Raw genomic sequence first — 21,080 nt, forward strand, 5'->3', positions numbered from 1 at the left:
GTGGTGCTGCGGAATAAGATCATGACCAATGAGCAGATGCGGGCCTGGCTCTCTGCTGATCAGTGAACAATGTCGGTATAAAACCGGCTTAAACTGTGACCCTCGTCACCTAATACCCAGAGCGCGCTTTACTTCAATAACAGCCAAACTCTATTGTACCCCCAGAAATGTGAGCGCATAACAATCAGGAAAAGGCAGTGATCATGGAGGACGCTACCTTAATGCAGCACGGTTGCCGACGCACAAAGCATCATGCAACAGCGTATTTAGCCTGAGCAGAGGCTCGTCGTGTCTCTTACCTGTAATCTCAGCAATCTCCTGGCATTACAGGCAGAACAGGGTGGAAGCGAGTTAAAAATCTCCACTATCACAGCGGCTTTGGTGTTCTGAAGCGTGCTGGCAGCATGCCATTACCTCTCTGCTACAAGCACGAGCAGGCTGTTTTCAGGCTCAACAGAAGGTGAGTCTGGCAGGAGGATCACGATGAAGCGCTCACAACTCACACAGGTAATGGCTTAAAATGTTACTCGCTCACAGTACTGAAGGTTACTTTGCCAACGGTTCCGGCACAACAGCCTGTTTTGCGTTTAACCCATCCTCGGCACGGGGCAGGCCCGGTCCGACATGCAACAGGATGCCTCATCAGCCGTCTTATACCAGGGTCTCAAGGCTGGCAGATTTCCCGGACGCTTTAGTTATTAAAAAAGGATGTAATCATGTATTACTTAAAGAATAATAATTTCTGGATATTCGGGCTGTTCTTTTTCTTCTACTTCTTCATCATGGGAGCCTATTTCCCGTTCTTCCCTATCTGGTTACATGATATTAATCACATCAGTAAAAGCGATACCGGTATTATCTTCGCCGCAATCTCTTTCTTTTCGTTACTGTTCCAGCCAGTATTTGGTTTACTGTCTGACAAACTGGGGCTGAAAAAGCATTTATTATGGATTATCACCGGAATGCTGGTGATGTTTGCTCCATTCTTTATCTACGTGTTTGGTCCGCTACTGCAAACTCATATTTTGTTAGGCTCAATTGTCGGCGGTATCTATCTCGGTTTTATCTACAACGCTGGCGCGCCTGCGATTGAAGCCTACATTGAGCGTGTCAGTCGGCGTAGCCAGTTCGAATTTGGTCGTGCGCGCCTGTTTGGCTGTGTAGGCTGGGCGCTCTGCGCGTCTATTGTCGGTATCATGTTCACCATTAATAACCAGTTTATTTTTTTTGGCTCGGTTCCGGATGTGCGGTGATCCTCGCCATTTTACTGTTTCTTTCCAGACCTCAGGCACAATCATCAGCAGAGGTGGCCGACTCACTGGGCGCAAACCAATCTCAGTTCAGCCTGCGTCTGGTGATGCAATTGTTCAGACAACCGAAATTATGGTTCTTAACACTTTACGTTGTGGGTGTTTCCTGCACTTACGATGTATTTGATCAGCAGTTTGCCAACTTTTTCACCTCATTTTTTAGCAGCGCCGATCAGGGAACCAGGGTGTTTGGTTATGTCACCACGATGGGGGAACTGCTCAATGCCTGCATCATGTTTTTTGCCCCGTTAATAGTGAACCGCATCGGCGGTAAAAATGCACTCCTGCTGGCCGGAACGATCATGTCGGTACGTATTATCGGCTCGTCATTTGCCACTACGGCAGTAGAAGTGGTGTTGCTTAAATCACTCCATATGTTTGAAGTGCCTTTTTTAATCGTCGGCTGCTTTAAATATATTACTACTCAGTTTGAAGTGAAGTTCTCAGCCACTATTTATCTCGTCTGCTTCTGTTTTTTCAAACAGTTGGCGATGATTTTCATGTCGCTGTTCGCTGGATTTATGTATGACCGCGTGGGTTTTCACGGCGCTTACCTGGTCCTGGGGCTGACCGCGCTGTTGTTTACCTTTATCTCTGTCTTTACGTTAAGTGGCAAAGGGGTATTGGTGGCGTTACGTCCTTCAGCCAATTAATCAGGCAACGAGAGGCATCCGGCGGGGCTGCTTTTACGTATTGAAAGGACCCCGCAATTACAGCTCAGCCAGCGATAACGTCACGACCTTTTCGCTGGCTGAGCTGTGTATTGCGCCATCCAAAAGCCTGAGCCCGTTCAAAACAAAATTTCCAGTGTCAGAAAGGATCTGGAATCAATCTTGCTGCTTCGGTATTCAATACTGGCTTCATTGAAGAGTTAAGCCGGTGCGGAGTTGCAGCAGCACTGCCTCTTATACCCGCTCAGTCCTTCCTTATGATGATGACCCTGCGGCAGTATCGGAGCCCGGCCAGAGAATATTTAAACCCTCAACCAGGCTTCTTTCTGATTTCGTCAGGATGATCGAAACAGACTGCGGCTGATGCTAAAACATGATGGCGCGGCCTTTTCAACCGCGCGCATTGGCTGCGACTATAAACGTCCGTTAAAGCCATCCCAGTAGCTTTTTGTGGCGCTTTCTAACATTATTTCAGCCCGTTTCTGCGGCCGGTCTGCGCTGAAGGATTGCTTAAGGAAGTTACTTTTCTGTGCGGCGGCGCTAAAAGGGCTCGTACAAGATTCATCGATCTGATCGCCCTGCTGAGTTTGCCGGACCGCCGTAAAACTATTTACACGCTGCTGTGCCTGCTCTTCGCTCAGGCCAGCGGCACGATCCTGTTTACCCAGTTCATAAAACTGACTCAGGAACTGCTTTGCTATCCGATAATTATCAGCAGTGAGTGGGCGCGTATTGGGGTCAAAATGGAGTTTAGCTATCTGTGAGGCGGTATGGTGAGCATTTCTTTCCAGACTGTTTTCGGCCGTACAACCGCTTAGCATAACTGCCGACAGCAGCAGACCGATATATAAGGGTTTCCGGGTATCAATCATAGTTATGTCCATATATTTATATCCTTTTAATCAACGATTGTTACTGACTTCGATGAAATTACTCTTCATATGCAACCGTGTTGCGGCTGACAGCAAGAGAGATTGAATAATGACGCTTGCAAGGTTATGACGTAAAGCAAAATAGTGGATACTAACCAAAGTTTCAGAAATCTCTGCAGACCCAATGAATAATCCTGCTCAGAATTTCATATTACCTGATGCGTTTCTTATAACTCATCAGGAATACCCTTAACAACAGAGGGCCGTCAGAGAAGAGTATGAATTAAAATTTGCTCATCCGAATCGGTTTATATTTTTTATGCTGAGTGCGATAAGAGAACACCTTCTGAAATACCTGGTATCCGCGATCACTTTATTTGAACTCCTGATTTTACACATCCGCAAACCACAATTTCTTGCTGATAAAGCCTGCGTATAGAGAGTTTTTTTCTATGCAAATTTAGTTATTCCAGGCGCCTTGCTCATTCTGAAACAGACTATCTCCTCTTATTCGTTTTATAAATACTGTTATCGCATGGGCTTTTGCTTATACGCCTTATACCGATATTTTTCCTGTTGTCGCGTGTTGACTGCGAGAAGGGCCTTTTGTGATTCCTGATTCAGGGCTGAATGATAAGGATCACACTACAGCCTGAATTCCAGCGGAGCGTTTCTAAATAACTTCCACGTTGCTTCATCAGGCGCAGGAGGGATCTCAGCTCGCTTTACGGCAGATAGAGCCATTTTACACAGTCTGGCGTCACCGCTTTCTGCAACTGCATTTTCGACTACGCCATCACATCGGAGCGACATTCTGACCGTGCAGACTTTTCCCCGCCAGGCATCCGGTTGATACATTTTTTTTTCAACGGCTCGTTGAATAACGGCGGCATAGCGGCCTGCCGGACTGGCCATTGAAAGGAGATCATTTCCCTGCTGTGCAGGCATATTTTTACTGACGCCATTATTCTGAGAGAGGGTACACGCCACCAGAAAAAAAGGGGCTAAGAGCGCAAGTAGTCGAATTCTCTTTAGCACCATTTTGAACTCTCCCTGTTAAATTTAATGTTAAACGCAGCACAGGAAATGATCTTCCGGAATCATTTAACCTGGTTCATTCCAACCATAAACTGAGAGCAGTTTGATGATTCAGAGGCTGCATTTATCTGTTTAGTACTCAGGCTGAATGCTTTTGCAGACTGGGCATCGCCAAGTTTTTCTTTGGTCAGGCGTCCTAGTTCAACAATCTTCTCCGGACTTAACATCTGATTATCTACAGCCACATTAAGCAGAGTACAGGTGGCATTAATGGTGTTATATTTAGATATCGTCAGATTGTTGACTATATATCCTAACACTCCACCGACAACTAAAGCCAGAAAGGCCAGCATAACAGATTTCCTTGTGCTCATAAATCCTCTTATATCAGAATAATAACAATGAAAACCCGAATACACTAAGAACGCTGATGCGGGCAATGAAAGTATACGTGCAATGCAGCTATTAGCACCAGCATGAATCATTTTCATTTATATTGTGTTGATAGAGAGCCGCATAGAAACCGCCACACTCAAGCATTATGCCACCCGAGCAAATAACTAACACAACTCGTTGTAATGTAAGGATAAATTTAATACAAGATGAAGTTTTTCATGATGAAAAGCATCAGGCTATAGTGTTTATTTTCTGATGCAGGGCATTATGATTGTTAACATAGATGAAGAAATGGCAGCCTGACGATTCCCTGAAAAAACCCCCACGATCTTATTAACTGTCATTGACTCTGCCAGTAAATATGCGTGTTTACGTTGAGTGAAGTAACCTGTTACTACTTGAGGAACGCTATCAGAAACTCACTGAATGCCGTTCCTGAGATCACAAAACGTTCTGTGGCTATCTCCTCCTTACGTATTTCAGCTAACCGGGCCAGTGCACTTTCTGCATCAGCGGCTCTGACCTCTTCAAACATTTTCTTCCAGCCCTTGCCGACAAGGGAAGCGGCTTTTGAAGTCTCCGATTTACTCACTACCGCGACCTGGTTATGTTTTTTATAAAAACAAAATTCAGCCATCTGTTTCTCCATAAATAAACTATCCGATAAAAAACTATAATGCTGCGGTGGGTTTCTTTACAGATAAATATTCTGCAGTTGGGATAGACATGGATAAATAAAATAAAGAATATATGATTAACTTTATATATTCATATTGCAACAAACATTTAACCGGAACAGCTTGCGATGACTGTCACTCTCCGATGCTGTGTGCAGCTGATGTCACCAGCAATTGCAACGTTTGGCTTTGATCACACTGAAGAATCAGCAACCAGACCTGTTTGAATTTCTGATCATCCAGGCAACAGACCAATCCTGATTAGCGAACAGCAATACATATATCTGCTGCTGAACGAGGGTGGCGCACATCTCATGCCTTGAGGCTCCGATAGAGTCGCAGGATTACAAAGACAAAAAACAAGCTCGTTGGACCAGCAGACAGCAACCGGCGACGTTGTTGCCAGTCCATCATAGCGTGGTTGTCCGGATAGCCGGCCTCCTGACTGTTTCTGATCGGGTTTTTGACCATTGCAGCGGGTGAGTTTTTACCCAGCAGCACGTTGTTTAACGTGGATAAAGTTCTTGATCACTCGCCCAGAATTCATCAGAACGCGTCATTGTGACTCCAGACTTATTAGGTCTGGAGTCATAAATGATCTGACGCTAAACTGTGTGACTTCGCAGCCTGCACGGAACAGTAAAAGGATCATTGTGACGCTAACAGAATTACGTTCACCTCATGTCGGCCGCCATGTACTGATCTGGCTTGCTCAGGTGAGAACAGCCTCATTAGGTGAACTGGATAATTTTGGTGATGAAGGCTCAGTTGAGCAGGTGATGAAGGTCTGGGTCAAATTATCCCTGCTGATCAGCCGCCGCCGCCCGGAAATTGCCGTCTCTTCACTGCTGAAACATGTTCTGCCGAATATTGGATCGCAACCGCTTAAATCGATCACCCGTTTACGACTCAACCGTCTCTATAACATTCTGATCGCTGACGGCAAGAAAGAGGAGGCGCGACGGGTATTTGCGTTGACCAAGCAGTTCCTCGCCTGGGCAGAGATGCAGGGCTATCTTGATCACTCCCCGATCGCCTCGATGAAAAAGCGTGATGTCGCCGGACGCGCGACGCCACCGCGCAGTCGTCAGCTGACGGATGCGGAAATCTGGGTGTTCTGGCATGGACTGGATAACTGGGCGTTATCGGAGCAGGCACGCTGGGCGCTGCGGTTGTGTCTGGTCAGCGCGCGTCGGCCAGATGAAATTGTACAGGCGCAGAAAGCAGAATTTGATCTGGCGCTCGGCCTGTGGAAGCAGGGCACCCGTAATAAATCTCAGCGCGAACATATTCTGCCGATTTCACCGCTGATGCGGATGTGCATTGATGCGCTGATGCAGGCGGCCGATCGCGATTCGCCCTGGCTGGTTCCGGCACCGCGCGATCCTCAACTTCCCCTGTCGAAAGGGGCGCTGAATCAGGCCTTACGCCGTATGATCCGCGCCCCGCGTGGATTGGGGCTGGAGCCTTTTACGCCGCGCGATTTACGCCGGACGGCCCGCTCCAAACTTTCCGCGCTGGACACCCCTAACGATGTCGCCAGGAAAATTATGAATCATGCACTGGAAGGCATCGACCGTGTCTATGATACGCACGACTACCTGACACAGATGCGCAGCGCAATGGATGCTTATTCCGCTGCGGTTGAACAGATCATTGGATGCGAAAGTTATGCCGATTTACGTCACCGCTTTGATGGCGAAACGCTGAACCTGAATGAGATCTCTGTTATGGCGATGTCGCGCTAAATATCCCGTTACGGCTGTCAGAAATGATAACGCAACCAGGCAAAATAGACGTTTCCGTTATTATGCGTGCCGGGAATATAGGTCATCTGAAAATCCAGCTTGCCGTATCCGACTGACGCCAGCGGCAGGATTGCCGGCACCGGAATATATTTCCAGTTATGCCTGGCCGTAACGCCGGCGGTATAACCGGCACCCCAGTGAAATTTATCGTTCGCAAGGGGTCGCCACGTCGCTACCCAGCCATAGCCACCAAAGGGTTCCCATTTATTATAGGAGTCTTTAAATGCCATCACATAGAGGCCATTCCAGTTACCTTTTTCGTCGTAACGGGAAATCCCACCGCCTGCACCCCACGGTCTTTCATTATATTTTTCAATATGTTCGCGATCGTAGGTTGCCCGGTTGTGCCAGGTGATAGCGGGCAGATAGAAGTCGGTGCCATCGGGCTGTTGCCAGGTGGTCGAGACCTTATTACTGAAATTGTCCCAGCCTGCACTGAGGTTTTGCGAAATAGTCCCGGCATGAACTGAACCAGCGCTGCAAAGACTTAAAATAACCAACAATGCGCCCGGTTTTTTAAATAACCGCATAGCAGTATCCTGTGAATCTGGTGTTGTGAAAAAGCCAAACTAAAGCGTAATGCCGGGCATTCTGGCATAAAAAACGACAACCTCAGGTCAATGAAAAGATATCAGCGCGCCAATTTCGCTCCCAAATGACACTCGCCCGGAATAAATGTCGTTCTGCGCCCTGAAATAATTAAGCCGGTTTTTTATTTTCATACCCTGCAATGATCCCGCCGCAATTCAATCTGCATTCTCACGGATTACTGAATAAATTCGCATCATTTGCTAACAAAATCTTGCAATGATAATCGCAATGCGTATATTTCTCATTTGTTTTAAATACAACATCACACCCGCGCTCAGGCGCTCAGGCGCTCAGGGAAAGGTTTCTGGTTCCTCAAACCATAAGCAGGGCACAGATGCCCGCAGGAAGCATGGTCGTGAACAGTGGCAGCAAAAAACATAATAAATTTGAGGAATTAACGATGTCTTTTCAAGTTCAGCACGCCAGGGAAGCGGGCACCTCAGCCCCGCTGCGCATCTCACTACTGGCCGCGATGATCGCCACCTCGCTGGCGCAAACAAGTGCTTACGCCGCTGAAACAGCCACACCGGCCGCCACTGACAGTCAGACTATGACGGTCAGCGCCACAGCCGCGGCAGACGGCGCAACAGACAGCTCGCCGGCCACCGATTACAGCGTCCCGGTCACCCGTGCCGGCACTAAAATGCTCGGTACCGTTCGCGATGTGCCGCAGTCAGTCAGCATTGTCAGTAAGCAGCGAATGGAAGATCAACAGCTTCAGTCGCTGAATGATGTGCTCTCTAACACCACCGGTATCCGCGGAATCAGTGGTGACATGGATCGCACCAACTACTATGCCCGTGGTTTCATGATCGATAACTACATGGTGGACGGCATTCCGACTGCGTTCGCCTCACGCTGGAACCTGGGCGACGCGCAAACCGATATGGCGCTCTATGAGCGGGTCGAGGTGGTGCGGGGTGCAACCGGCCTGCTGACCGGGCCGGGCAATCCTTCAGCGGCAATCAATATGGTGCGTAAGCACGCCGACAGCAAAGAGTTTGGCGGCACCGTCTCCGCCAGCTACGGCAGCTGGAACAAACAGCGTTATGTCACTGACCTTTCCGCGCCGCTGAGCGAATCCGGCAACGTGCGTGGCCGTCTGATTGCTGGCTGGCAGGATAACAACAGTTTCATTGAGCGTTACGGCGCGAAAAAACAGTTTGTTTATGGCGTGGTTGATGCCGATCTGACCGACTCCACTACGCTGTCCGTGGGCTATGAGTTCAGCCAGGTGAATACGGACGCCACCATGTGGGGCGGAGCGCCTCGCTGGTACACCGACGGCAGCCAGATTCATAGCCGTCGTGGTTACAATACCGCGCCGGACTGGGCCTATAACGACAAAGAGAACCGCAAACTCTTTGTTAACCTGAAACAGGACTTCGACAACGGCTGGAACATCACGCTGAACGGTGTGCACAACGAGATGCGACTGGACAGTAAACAGCTCTATCTGGATGGATTCTTCGATAAGAACACCGGCGTCGGATACTCCTCCTACGCGAATTACCCGGTGGTGGGCGGAACCGGTTACAACACCGGCAAACGCAAAGTTGATGCTGTTGATGCCTTTGCCAGCGGTCCTTATGAGCTGTTTGGCCGCCAGCATGAACTGATGGTCGGCGTGAACTACAGCCGTCAGGACAACAAATATTTCAGCACCTTCGAAAATATCTCTTCTGAGTCGCTGGGGAATTTCAATGATTTCAACGGCCAGTATCCTGAGTCTGACTGGACGCCGCGGCTGCCTGCCAATGACACGCAGCTGGTTCGTCAGAAATCGACTTATATGGCAACCCGCATCTCACTTGCCGATCCGCTGCACTTGATCGTGGGTGCCCGTTACACCAACTGGAACCGCGAAACGCTGACTGGCGAGCTGGAGAAGAATAACACTACCCCTTACGGCGGGCTGATCTATGACTTCGCAGAAAACTGGTCCGCTTATGCCAGCTACACCTCGGTGTTCCAGCCGCAGGATTATCGCGACGTCAACGGATCGTATCTGGCACCGGTGATCGGTAAGAACTACGAGGCGGGTCTGAAGTCGGACTGGATGAACAGCCGTTTTACGACCTCACTGTCGGTGTTCCGCACCGAACTGGATAACGTGGGCGAAGCCACCACCCAGACGGTAAAAGGTTCCGGTGACGTGGCCTACATTGGCCGTAAAGGCGTGGTCAGCCGTGGCGTTGAGTTTGAAGTTAACGGTGCATTAACCGATTACTGGCAGATGACGTTTGGCGGCACGCGTTACATTGCGGAAAACCGTGACGGCAGCACTTTCAACCCGCAACTGCCGCAGACCAGCTTTAACCTGTTCACCAGCTATCGCCTGCCTGCGCTGCAACAGCTGACGCTGGGCGGCGGGGTGAACTGGCAAACCCACGTCTGGAATGATGTCGGTGCGCCGGAAGGCAACGGTACCTGGCGCGCCCGCCAGGGAAGCTACGCGCTGGTTGATCTGTTTGCCCGCTATCAGGTCAACAAAAACCTGACGCTGCAGGGCAACCTGAATAACCTGTTCGATAAAGAGTATGACACCAACGTCGCCAGCTCCGTGGTTTATGGCGAACCGCGTAACGTCTCGGTTACCGCCAGCTACACCTTCTGATTCTCTTTATTGATGAAGGAAAAAACGCCTCTGCAGAGGTAGTGCTCGTCAGTGAAGTTTAAATGTGCAAAGGCTGTCACGGTCAAACATGGCAGCCTTTTTACTGGGTGAGCATGCCGCAATGCGGGCCGGAGCGCCCTTTTTAACAGCACGCACTGAAGTTTCAGAGCAGGCTGGGGTCGATCAGGGGCAGGCAATCCGCAGCGCTGAACAGAATGAGTCGGCCAGGAGAGCCCGCAGGACGCGGGCGAAAGGCGGGGCGGCACAGGATGTGCCATCCCCGCCGGTCCGTCAGGCAGAGGAATGACGTGAAGGAACCGCGCAGCGGCGCGAGGACCGCCAGCCCCTGAGCGGCACCAGCCTGCGTTATCACCTGTCGCTTAACTGACGAGCATGACTCTGCAGAGGCGTTTTTTGGTGATCTGGCCGTTGTCACCCTCAGGTAAAGCGTAAAGCCAGATGAAAACCCTGTCCCGCTGCAACCAGAATCGCCGCTGATTGTTGTTCAAACCTGACGTCTCCCGTCTGCAGCGCCGTTTTTACCCGGTTCAGATCGTCGGTGACAAAACCCAGCGCCACCATCCGCGCGCTGCCATCGTAATCTTCCGGCAGCGGACCAAATCGCTGCTGCGCATAGGCTGCCGAAGCAAAACGCACCGTGGCGGCACCAGCACGCAGCACAAATGCGCCTTCCGGGCAGGCGATGATTTTTGCGCTGCCAAACAGATGGCTATAAACCTGCGCCGATAAAGCCGGGTCCTGCGCCACAATCACAAACTCACTGATATTGCGAACGCCATTCGGATGCAACTGCCATGCCGGTTGCCAGACAGCCTCCGGCGTCAGATGCTGACAAAAAAAGCTGCGCCCGTTGGGAATTAAAGAGGGACGCAGACGCACGGTGCGAAAACGCGCTTCACTCACCGACCCATCGGGCAGCGTAACCGGCCGGTGAAAGCTGCCAGGGGGATCGCCATCCAGATCCTGACGCTGCAGATGCTGATATTCACTTTCCGCATCGCTGCTCTTCCAGACCAGGCCGCTCAGGCCGGGCGGCGATTGCCAGAGATCGGCGCGCCGACCGGCATTGCCCGACTCATAGCCCAGCAGTTCGAGGTAATTTTCGCCGAACACCGCCAGATGATTGCTGGAACCCAGCGAATGATGGCCGCGTTCGGTCAGCTGAAAACCGAGCCGCCGGAACAGCGCCTGGGCGGCATCAAGCTGATCGGCAACATTAATCACGGCATGATCGAGAATCGGTTGCGGCACAGGCACAGACATAAGCAGATTCCTTCTTTTGGTCATTGCGCCGCCACAATCTGCAGAGCGCGGGGGGCGAGGTGAGTGAAGTAATTCACCGCGGGTTCGATCAGCGCTTCATCGGGATCGAAGCCCGCATGATGCAGACCAAATTTGCTGGCGCTACCGATGCTGACAAAGGCGCCGGGCACCTGTTGAAGATAGAAGGCAAAATCTTCGCCACCCATTTGTGGCGCTGCAGCCCGCTGGGCCAGATAGCCCGTTTCCTGCGCCAGTTCCAGCGCCACATCGGCCCAGGCTGGCGTATTGATTAACGCAGGCGGCCCCTCAATCCACTCCAGTTCGGCGGTGGCACCAAAGCCGGCGGCGATCCCCTGAATCAGCGCGGTCATCCGGTGCGGGATCTGCGCCCGTATCTCACCATTATGGGTCCGTACCGTGCCCTCCAGCTCCACGCTCTCTGGCAGAACATTCCAGGTGTTACCGGCGGTAAAGCGCGTCACGCTTACCACGACCGTTTCCAGCGAACTGAACACCCGGCTCGGTAGCGTCTGCAAAGCGGTGACGATGTGGCTGGCAATCACAATAGAATCGATGCCTTCCTGGGGCCGCGCGGCGTGTGCGCCTTTGCCTTTAACCCGGATCACAAAGCGATCTACGTTGGCGTAGAACGCGCCCGGCCGGGTCTGCAGCGTACCCAGCGGCAGATCCGGCGCATTGTGCAGACCAAAAATCGCCTGCACGCCCTCCAGCGCACCGGCGTCGATCAGCTGACGCGCGCCGGTAAAAGTCTCTTCTGCGGGCTGAAACAGAATCCTCACCCGGCCAGGCAACGTAGCTTCACGCTGTTTCAGTTGCAGGGCGACGCCCAGCATCACCGAGGTATGCAGATCGTGTCCGCAGGCGTGCATCACGCCCGGTTGCTGTGAACGCCACGGGCGGTCAGTGGCTTCTTCAATCGGCAGCGCATCGATATCGGCCCGCAGCGCGATCAGCGCCGGTCCGTCGCCCAATTCCGCCACGACGCCGGTTTTCAGTCCCAGCGGCAGCAGACGGATGCCCGCCTGGCCCAGCCAGCGGGTGATACGTTCGGTGGTGGCAAATTCGTGACTGGATAATTCCGGATGCTGATGCAGTTCGCGACGCCACTGCACCAGTTGGTCAGTTGAAAGCAATGTCATGATTATCCCTGTTGTTGCGGCAGAAAAGGTTCACCCAGCGTCAGCATCAGCCGATTCGCCCAGGCAAAAAAGGCGGTCGACTGAATCAGATCGAGCAGGGCCAGCGTGTCCAGCCCCTGTTCCAGCAGCGCATCAATATGCTGTTGCGTCAGCTGAGAAGGCGTAACGGATAACGCCGCTGAAAAAGCGATCAGCGCCTGCCAGCGCGGGCTTTGTCCGTGAGATAACACCGTCCCCGGCGCCACGTTCAGCAGCTTCTGAATCGCCTCATCCTGCTTTGACAGCTGACTGGCTTTGCGCGCATGGACCGAAGCGCAATAGATACAGCCGTTAACCTTACTCACCACCGTTGCCGCCAGTTCACGCTCTGCACGAGGCAGGCCGCCCGCGGTGTAAAAAATGCCTTTATCGGTCAGGGTGCGCTGTTCCAGCAGCGGCAGGTTGCGCGCCAGCAGGCGGAAATAATCGGAGTCGCTATGACCAAACTTAGCCAGTGTGGCCTGCTCATCCGCACTAAACTCCGCCAGCGGTTTCGCCGCCAGCCAGGGCTCCCAGCCCAGTTCTCGCTGGGTAAAGGCGGTGACGGCCGTGTTGCCGCTGGCGGTGAGCGGCGCGTCGTGCCAGTGTCCGGCCACCACCGATGCGGTTTCACCCTGAGCTGCATCGCCCTGCAAGGCCCGCAGACCCGCCAGCAACCGGCTCTGGAAACTGATAAACGCCACCAGCTGCGCCAGCGTGACAATACCGCGCGGACTCCAGCCCGCCTGCTGCAACTCGGCAATGTGTGCCGGTGCCGCGCTGACCGGTTCAAAGGTCAGGCGATGGGCAAACGCGTCGGCGGCCCGATCGCGCTCAGATGCACCGCCAGCTGGCCGATCCGGCTGCAATGATCGCTGTTGTAAATAGTGCGCCTGTAAGCCTGGCTGGGCGTGCCATTCCGCCAGCTGCGCGGCAAGTGTCAGCCGGTCAGGCAGCGGAAAGTCCTCATCCTGCTGGCTGAAGAGCAGCGCATAACTGCCCTGGGTATGTTGGGTCGCAGCGTGGCGGACCTGGCGCGCGCGGGCCAGATCAGAATCGGGATCGATATCGGCCAGTGCGTTTAGCAGATCGTCAGGTTGAGTCATAACGTGCTCCTGTTAGCGAGATTCGCCAGCCGCACGAAGCGCTGGCGCAAGATGGTCGGCAATCAGTTCGATCGAGCGCAGCGTGTCCGCGTGCGACGGCTCAACGGAGTGCACCTGGAAAGAGATATCAGTAACGCGCGACAGCGTGCTGTCCTGCGCCAGCGACTGTTGCACCGCAGCAACGTCACCTACGTGCGCATCAAACTGCGCCAGCAGATCGTCAAACCGTTCGCCACGTAACCGATGTCCGGCAGCCTGATACTGTTGCGCCTGCTGGCGAATGCCCGGCTCAGCAATCTGGCGCGCATAGGCGGTCGAGTCGGCAACAAAAGCGGTCCGTGAGGCGAGAATGCGGGGCGTTACGCCCGCCGGTAGCGCAGCCAGATAGGCGTCGATCAGCGGATTCTGCAAGGCATCAAGCGGCAACGCCGGTTGATCGGCCGGACGCGGCTGGGTGCGGGAGAGCATCAGACCGTGGCCGCCCTGGGCGGCACGCACGGCACCTTCCACCGAAAAGGTGGCGATCCAGACGCGATTGGCCAGTTGCGCCGCAGCCGGATAGAGATGGTTATCCGGATGACCGAGCGAGTCACCACGCCAGGCGCTGAGCAGCGTATGCAGATGTTCAGCAAACACCGTGCCGCGTGCCTCAAAACGCTGACCAAATGACTGAAACGAAGAGGGCGTGCCACCCGATCCCAGCCCGATCTCCAGCCGTCCTTCCGCCAGCTGATCCAGCACGGCGGCATCTTCCGCTACCCGCAGCGCATTCTCCATCGGCAGGGTGATAATGGCCGTACCGAGCCGGATGCGACGGGTGAGCGCGGCAACGTGCGCCAGAAACAGCAGCGGTGAAGGCAGGCCGCCCTCATCCTGATGAAAATGGTGCTGCGCGACCCAGGCATTATCAAAGCCACATCGCTCCGCGTGCTGAATCTGTTCGGTTGCCAGCCGGTAACGCTGTCCGGCCGGCACCTTATCCAGCAGTCGGGTAAAAAAGCCGAGGCGACGGGTCATGCTGACTCCTTAGTTTTCTGGGAAAGCGTGTTCAGGGGAATAAGGGGCGGAATGGCGGCGATCAGTTCGCGTGTGTAAGGATGGCGGGGCGCAGAAAATATTGTGACAACGTCACCTTGCTCAGCCACTTCTCCCGCTTTCAACACCGTCACGCTGTCAGCGATCTGCCGCACCGTGGCTAAATCATGGGTGATGAACAGATAGGTGAGCCCGGACTCTGCCTGGAGTTGCTGTAGCAGATCAAGGATCTGCGCCTGCACGGTGACATCAAGCGCGGAAGTCGCTTCATCCAGTACCAGAATATCCGGCTCGGTGATCAGCGCACGCGCCAGCGCGATCCGTTGACGCTGACCACCAGAAAGCTGGTGTGGCCGACGCGTTAACATCGCCAGCGGCAGCGCCACTCGGGTGGTCACCGCTTCAACCCGCTGCCGTCGTACTTCCCGGCTCAGACGTTCAAAATTACGTAACGGCTCCTCGATGATCTCATACAGCGTCTGACGCGGATCGAGCGAAGCAAAGGGATTCTGATAGACGAACTGGATTTTACGCCGCAGCTGGCGCAGCGCTTCGCCGCGCAGTCCGCTGACGATCCGCCCATCCAGCGAAACCGTGCCGCTGTCTGCCGTTTCAAATCCCATCACGATGCGCGCCAGCGTGGTTTTGCCCGAACCGGATTCACCGACCAGCGCATGAGTTGTGCCGCGAGCCACCTGAAAGCTGACCTGATCCAGTGCCTGTAACCGCTGCTGTTTACCGAGCGCAAAACTTTTGGCGATCGCGGTGGCCTGAATAGCAGGGGCAGCAAAAGAGGAACGTTGTGGCGGCGTGCGGGTTCGCCGCTGCGGGGCCGCGTCATGCAGCAACTGGCGGGTATAAGGATGCGCCGGGGCGTCGATCAGTCTGGCTGCCGGCGCGGATTCCTGAATTTCACCGTGGCGGAACACCATAATGCGGTCAGCCCGCTGGGCCGCCAGCGCCAGATCGTGGGTCACAAACAGCACCGCGGTGCCCGACTCACGCCGCAACTGATCCAGCAGATCGAGAATGCGCTTCTGAACGGTCACATCCAGCGCGCTGGTCGGCTCATCCGCAATGATCAGTTCGGGTTGCAGCGCCAGCGCAATGGCGATCAGTACCCGCTGCTTCATGCCTCCTGACAGGTGATGCGGATACTGGTGAACACGCTGCTCCGGATGGCTCAGTCCGACGCGTGTCAGCAACTCAATCACCCGTTGCTGACGTTGCGCCGCGCCGATTTTCAGATGCAGCCGCAGGATCTCAGCCACCTGCTCACCGATGGTCTTCACCGGATTGAGTGAATTACCGGGGTCCTGAGGCACCAGACTGATGCGGGCACCACGCAGCGAATCGTAACGTTTTTGCGACCACTGACTGATATCCACGCCGTTAAGCCGGATTTCGCCGTGGTCGCGCCGGGCATTGTCCGCCATCAGGCCGATAATTGCCTGAGCGGTAGTGGTTTTGCCGGAACCCGATTCGCCCACCAGCGCTACCATCTCTCCGGGGTTAATTTCAAAACTGACGTTATGCACCACCGGTTGCCATAGATTGCCGCTGCGATAACTCAGCGTCAGCTGATCGACCGCCAGTAACGGTTGCCTGCTCATCGGCGTCCTCCTGCAAGCTGTTGACTGATGCGGTTCGCGGCGAGTACCACCGCTACCACCACCACGCCAGGAAAGGTGGTCAGCCACCAGGCGGTGGCCAGATAATTACGGCCTTCGGCAATCAGCAATCCCCACTCCGGAATCGGCGGCGGCGTGCCGTAACCGAGGAAGCTCAGGGTCGAGAGTGCCAGAATCGCCTGACCAAACTGTAATGCGGCATAGGCGATGACCGGGCTCAGCGCATTCGGCAGAATGTGACGCCACAGCACGGTGAAAAAACGGCCGCCGCTGCCATACGCGGCTTCGATATATTCACTGTGACGAATGCGCACCACTTCAGCGCGCGCCAGCCGGGCGAAACTGGCGATCGACGCAATCCCCACGGCCAGCGCCGCGTTCAGCGTGCCGAAACCGAGCAGAATTAACAGGCTCAGCGAGAGTAACAGCGCCGGAATCGCCAGCAGCACATCAACGGCACGCATCAGCACCGATTCCGTTTTGCCGCCGGTGGCACCGGCGATCAAGCCCAGGGCGGTACCCGCCACCAGCCCGATGGTGACCGCGATAAACGCTGCGGAGAGCGAGTGCGACGCGCCGTAAACGATGCGGGCAAACAGGTCACGTCCCAGCTGGTCGGTACCGAGCCAGTGGCCCGCCTGCGGTGCCAGCCGTTGCGCGCCAGCGATGCCCTCGACCGGACTGGCATCGGTAAACAGGCCAGGAAACAGCGCCGCCAGCAAAGCCAGCAGCATCACCAGACCTGCCAGCCACAAACCAGGCTGCAGGGGAGAGCGGCTTTTTCCGGACCGTGCCGGAAGCCGCGCCGCGGCATAATCAACCAGACTCATGGTGTCCCCTTTAACAGTTGTAAGCGCGGGTCGAGCAGCGGCATCAGCAAATCCACCGCCAGGTTAATCACCACAAAGCCCAGCGCCGAAATCACTACCACCGCCTGCAGCACCGCGACATCCTGATTGTTAACCGCCTGCTGGGTCAGCTGGCCGAGCCCGCCCAGACCAAATACCGTCTCGGTAATCAGCGCCCCGGCGATCAGTTCACCCAGCAGCAGGCCCGCCACGGTCAGCACCGGCAGCAGAGCGTTGCGCAATACGTGCCGCCACAGCACGTCGCTTTCGCTGGCGCCTTTGGCCCGTGCCACCGCCACAAACGGACGGGTTGAAACCTCATCAATACTGCGCAGCAGAATCTGCGCCAGCGGCGCGGAGATCGGGATGGCCACGGTGATAATCGGCAGAATCAGTCCCTGCCACGGCGAGGGATTGATCACCGGTATCCAGCGCAGCTGGAATGAGAACAGCTGTATTAAGGCGATCCCCAGCCAGAAGGTGGGAACCGAGATAAACAGTGCCGGCAGCGATTGCAGCAGATTGCGCAGGCTGCGTAGCGCGGGCAGGCGGCAGAGCGCGGCCAGCGCAAACGCCAGCAGCGCGGCCAGCAAAAATCCGCACAGCGCCAGGCGCAGGGTGCCCGGCAGGTTACTGATGATCAGCTGGCTCACCGGCACGCCAGCCTGAACCGAATAACCAAAGTCACCGTGCAGCATGGCGGCCAGCGTATGCAGATATTGCTGCCACAGCGGATTGTCAGCGCCATAAGCCTGACGCATCTCTGCAATCTGCTGCGGACTGAGGCCGAGATCGGGATTCTGAAACTTAATCAGCACTGCATCGCCGGGCAGCACCTGCAACAGCACGAAAGAGAGGCTGAATGCGGCCCACAGAACCAGCAGCCCCAGCCCAGCCCGATGCAACAAGTAATGGCGCATCACAGACTCCGGTTTAATGTTTTTCCAGCCAGGCGCCATACAGCGCCGGACGGCCTACCGCTTCAAACTTCACCCCTTTCAGCCAGGGCGCACCGGCAAAGACCTGCGGCTCTTCGAAGATCGGGATAACGTAGGCCTGATCGAGCAGATAACGCTGCACGTCGCCAGTCAGCTGCAGCCGTTTAGCCGGATCGACCTCGGCTGAGATAGCCACCAGCAGCTGATTAAGCCGATCGTCGCGGAAGTTTTTCACCTTGTCGCTGGAGCCGCCTTTTTGCAGCAGGTTGTCGCGGTTAGCGGGATAGAAACTGCTCTTGATCACATCCGGATCGGCGCGGCCCACTTCGGTGACGTTAAGCGGGGTTTTGAGGGGATCGAGATTGTCCAGCGTTTTACTGCCGGCATCGCCGGCTTTCACCGTCAGGGCAACGCCCACCTGACGCCACTGCTGCGCCACCAGCTGCAGCACCTCTTTGTTCTGTGGCTGCGGTAACGATTCATATACGGTCAGCGCCAGCCGCTGACCCGCTTTCTGCCGAATACCATCGGCACCCGGCTGCCAGCCCGCCTGATCCAGCAGCGCTTTGGCTTTCGCCTGGTCAAAGGTCAGTTTGTCTGACAGATCGACGTAACCGGCCGCCGTAGAGGCCACGACCGACCTAGCCTGCGGGTAATTGGGTGAGAACAGCGTATCCACCACCTGTTTCGCGTTGGTGGCATGCAGCAACGCCTGACGGACGCGGATATCGCTCACCAGCGGATTGTCCGGACGGAAGCTCAGGCTGTCGTTGACGCCACGGGTCGGCGCCGCATAGATCGGGAACTTCTGCTCGCTGGCCTGTTTCTCATCATAGGCCTGTACCTGACGGATCAGATCGGCCTGACCGGCCAGCAGCGCGCCGATGCGCACGCTATCTTCCGGGGTAACCAGTACTTTAATGCCGTCCAGATTGGCCGGGCCCTGTTGCGGGCTGCTTTTCGGTCCCCACTGGTAATCTTTACGCGCCACCAGATCGACTTCGCGCCCCAGCTTCTCATCGCTGACCACGAAGGGACCCGAACCAATGATATGGCGGGCATCACCCAGCTGATCGAAGCTGCGCGCCAGCGTGCTGAGTGAAACCAGCCCGGAGCCGATAGTCGCCGTGCCCTGCAGGAATCCCGGTGACGGCTTTTTAAAATAGAATTTCACCGTCAGCGGATCGATGACCTCGCTGTGATCATAATTATTGATCACCTCTGACGCCGGCAGCCGCAGGGCTTTGTTTCCCAGCCCGTAGGTATCGAAGTTTTTCGCCACCGCATTGGCATCTAACGGTGTGCCATCGGAGAAGGTCACGCCGGGACGGAGTTTAAAGGTGTACTGCGTTTTATCGGCGTTGGTGGTCCAGCTCTCGGCAATCCAGGGTTCCACCTGCAGGGTTTCGGGGTTCTGCCAGGTTAGCTTGTCGGTAATCTGATTCAGAATACCGCCATTAGGATAAAAGCCGCCGGCCGGCGGATAGAGATTAGTATGTGCCTGCTGCTCCAGATAAATCAGCGTTCCGCCTTTGACCGGTGCGGCCACGGCGTTTACGGCAATACTCCCGGCAAGTAAAGTCAAAACCAGCGCACGTAAAGGTGGCGCACGGTGAAAAAACGTCTTCATGATGAATTCCTTTGTTATCAATTATCTCAACAGACGGAATCATCATCGAATGGCGCCACACGCAGATGAACTAATGAATTGGTCCAAGCTTATCTGAAAAAAATAAATACCCGACAGCGGGCAGCAGGCTCAGCAGGATGAACGCCCGCCCGGCGCGCGGGCAGGACGAGGGTTACTCCGCACTCATCAGCGCCTGGCGGCGCTGATTTTCACGTAAAAAACCGGACAACAGCCCCAGCCACAGCAGGCCACAGCTAAGGTTCACCAGACTGAAACCCCGGCTGCCGCTGCTGAACCAGGCAGTTTTCGCCGCTTCTATTCCCAGCGCAATCACCAGGATACTCACCATCCCCAGCATAGCCGCCACGCTGCCTTTTCCGGCGTGGCTGGAAAAGAGCGCCAAGCGGTAGAGCCCGGCGCTGACCAGCCCGGTGCCGAAGCCGTAAAGGCTGAGCCCGGCCGTCAGCCAGCCATAACTCTGCGGGCTAATCAGGCTGGCAAACAGGGCAATTGCCAGCCCACCGACCACTGGCCAGGCACCCAGTCGCAACGGTTGCGCAATCGGCAGGCGGCTGGTGAGGCGGCTCAGCGTCAGATTTCCGGCAATCATCGTCGCGAAAACTGGCAGTTGCAGCAGGGCATAGTCGAACCGGCTCAGTCCGGCATCATGAATCAAAATCACCGGCGACAGCGCCACCCACGCCAGACAGGGCAGGCTGACCAGACCAATTGCCAGCGAGCCGCGCATCACCTGACGATCCCGTAACAGCGCAAGGTAGCCTTTGCCGATCGACGCCAGCGACAGCGGCGCTGCCGGCTTATCTGAAGTTTCCGGCATGGCATACCACAGGCCTGCCAGCGCCAGCGCGGTCAGGGCGGCAAATACCCCGAACAGCGCGCGCCAGTCACCCACTGACAGAAACGCGGCGCCCGCCAGGGGACCCGCCAGCGGTGCCAGCAGCGCCACATTCGCCATTAACGCCATGATCTTCACGCTGACCGCTTCGCTGAAGGCTTCCTGCACGGCGGCGTAACCCACCGCGCCAATAAAACAGAGGCTGAAGCCCTGCAGAAAACGCAGCAGGACAAACTGCTCAATGCTCTCTACCCAGTGGGTTGCCAGGCAGGTGAGCATAAAAAAGGCCGCCCCGCTGAGCATCACCGGACGCCGTCCGAAGCGGTCGGAAAGGGGACCCAGCAACCACTGCAGCGTCATGCCGCCGATGAGGTAGGCGGTGAGCGAGGCGGAGACCCATTGCGGGCCGACCCCAAACTCCTGGGTCACCAGCAGCATCCCCGGCTGGATCATGTCATGGGCGATATAGGTGGCAAATTCAAACAACACCAGCGACAGCGGAAAGATAAGATGGCGGCGCATCCGGAGAGAAACCGAGGGTAATAAAGCCATAACGGAAAGCGTCCTGAAATGAACATTGCTGATAAAAAAATG

16 protein-coding genes and 1 pseudogene are annotated in these 21,080 nt (G+C 55.2%); 3 read left to right on the forward strand and 14 right to left on the reverse strand.

The annotated features are described in order from the left end of the window. Positions 1-716 precede the first annotated feature (716 nt). Positions 717-1,963, forward strand: a pseudogene (locus tag ACX3P5_RS21905) (oligosaccharide MFS transporter). A 431-nt stretch (positions 1,964-2,394) separates the two neighbouring features. On the opposite strand, the gene ACX3P5_RS21910 reads toward ACX3P5_RS21905, so the two are convergent. The 4 genes from ACX3P5_RS21910 to ACX3P5_RS21925 all read right to left on the reverse strand — a co-directional run bounded on the left by ACX3P5_RS21910 (position 2,395) and on the right by ACX3P5_RS21925 (position 4,924). Beyond that, a complete protein-coding gene (locus tag ACX3P5_RS21910) occupies positions 2,395-2,865 on the reverse strand; it encodes an Exc2 family lipoprotein (RefSeq protein ID WP_458969386.1) in 471 nt (156 codons plus the stop codon). 633 nt (positions 2,866-3,498) lie between these two features. Beyond that, positions 3,499-3,894, reverse strand: coding sequence for a cell envelope integrity protein TolA (gene tolA, locus ACX3P5_RS21915; protein WP_458969387.1), 396 nt, complete (start codon positions 3,892-3,894; stop codon positions 3,499-3,501). 59 nt (positions 3,895-3,953) lie between these two features. After that, entirely contained in the window at positions 3,954-4,244 is a 291-nt protein-coding gene (locus tag ACX3P5_RS21920) for a hypothetical protein (protein ID WP_458969388.1), read from the reverse strand. Positions 4,245-4,681: 437 nt separating this feature from the next. Next, positions 4,682-4,924 (reverse strand): hypothetical protein, encoded by a 243-nt coding sequence (locus ACX3P5_RS21925; protein WP_458969389.1) that lies wholly within the window; start codon positions 4,922-4,924, stop codon positions 4,682-4,684. A gap of 687 nt (positions 4,925-5,611) precedes the next feature. Here ACX3P5_RS21925 and ACX3P5_RS21930 point away from each other — a divergent pair. Then, a complete protein-coding gene (locus ACX3P5_RS21930; RefSeq protein ID WP_458969480.1) occupies positions 5,612-6,712 on the forward strand; it encodes a tyrosine-type recombinase/integrase in 1,101 nt (366 codons plus the stop codon). Positions 6,713-6,729: 17 nt separating this feature from the next. Here the strand turns inward: ACX3P5_RS21930 and pagP are convergent, their stop codons facing one another. Further along, the gene (pagP, locus tag ACX3P5_RS21935; protein WP_233988250.1) at positions 6,730-7,302 is read right to left on the reverse strand and encodes a lipid IV(A) palmitoyltransferase PagP; all 573 of its coding nucleotides are present in this window, start codon (positions 7,300-7,302) and stop codon (positions 6,730-6,732) included. A 461-nt stretch (positions 7,303-7,763) separates the two neighbouring features. On the opposite strand from pagP, the gene fhuE reads away from it, so the two are divergent. Next, on the forward strand, positions 7,764-9,980 hold the full coding sequence (gene fhuE / locus ACX3P5_RS21940) for a ferric-rhodotorulic acid/ferric-coprogen receptor FhuE (protein WP_458969390.1): 2,217 nt from the start codon (positions 7,764-7,766) through the stop codon (positions 9,978-9,980). A gap of 438 nt (positions 9,981-10,418) precedes the next feature. On the opposite strand, the gene ACX3P5_RS21945 is transcribed toward fhuE, so the two are convergent. From ACX3P5_RS21945 to ACX3P5_RS21985, 9 genes are all read right to left on the reverse strand, one after another. Further along, a complete protein-coding gene (locus ACX3P5_RS21945; RefSeq protein WP_458969391.1) occupies positions 10,419-11,264 on the reverse strand; it encodes a VOC family protein in 846 nt (281 codons plus the stop codon). A 20-nt stretch (positions 11,265-11,284) separates the two neighbouring features. Further along, complete coding sequence (locus ACX3P5_RS21950) at positions 11,285-12,424, reverse strand: amidohydrolase (protein WP_233988780.1); 1,140 nt, start codon at positions 12,422-12,424, stop codon at positions 11,285-11,287. A 2-nt stretch (positions 12,425-12,426) separates the two neighbouring features. Next, positions 12,427-13,548 (reverse strand): alkylhydroperoxidase domain protein, encoded by a 1,122-nt coding sequence (locus tag ACX3P5_RS21955; protein ID WP_233988779.1) that lies wholly within the window; start codon positions 13,546-13,548, stop codon positions 12,427-12,429. Between the two features lie 12 nt (positions 13,549-13,560). Continuing rightward, complete coding sequence (locus ACX3P5_RS21960) at positions 13,561-14,565, reverse strand: putative FMN-dependent luciferase-like monooxygenase (RefSeq protein WP_336756145.1); 1,005 nt, start codon at positions 14,563-14,565, stop codon at positions 13,561-13,563. Beyond that, complete coding sequence (locus ACX3P5_RS21965) at positions 14,562-16,196, reverse strand: dipeptide ABC transporter ATP-binding protein (RefSeq protein ID WP_458969392.1); 1,635 nt, start codon at positions 16,194-16,196, stop codon at positions 14,562-14,564. The genes ACX3P5_RS21960 and ACX3P5_RS21965 overlap by 4 nt, the downstream gene beginning before the upstream one ends. Then, on the reverse strand, positions 16,193-17,044 hold the full coding sequence (locus ACX3P5_RS21970) for an ABC transporter permease (RefSeq protein WP_336756148.1): 852 nt from the start codon (positions 17,042-17,044) through the stop codon (positions 16,193-16,195). Before ACX3P5_RS21970 ends, ACX3P5_RS21965 begins: the two co-directional genes overlap by 4 nt. Beyond that, positions 17,041-17,982, reverse strand: a complete 942-nt coding sequence (locus ACX3P5_RS21975) for an ABC transporter permease (protein ID WP_233988775.1) — start codon at positions 17,980-17,982, stop codon at positions 17,041-17,043. The genes ACX3P5_RS21970 and ACX3P5_RS21975 overlap by 4 nt, the downstream gene beginning before the upstream one ends. Positions 17,983-17,995: 13 nt before the next feature. After that, entirely contained in the window at positions 17,996-19,630 is a 1,635-nt protein-coding gene (locus ACX3P5_RS21980) for a TIGR04028 family ABC transporter substrate-binding protein (protein WP_458969393.1), read from the reverse strand. A gap of 172 nt (positions 19,631-19,802) precedes the next feature. Continuing rightward, on the reverse strand, positions 19,803-21,038 hold the full coding sequence (locus ACX3P5_RS21985) for an MdfA family multidrug efflux MFS transporter (RefSeq protein WP_458969394.1): 1,236 nt from the start codon (positions 21,036-21,038) through the stop codon (positions 19,803-19,805). Positions 21,039-21,080 lie beyond the last annotated feature (42 nt).

Source organism: Pantoea sp. S-LA4, from assembly GCF_054482835.1.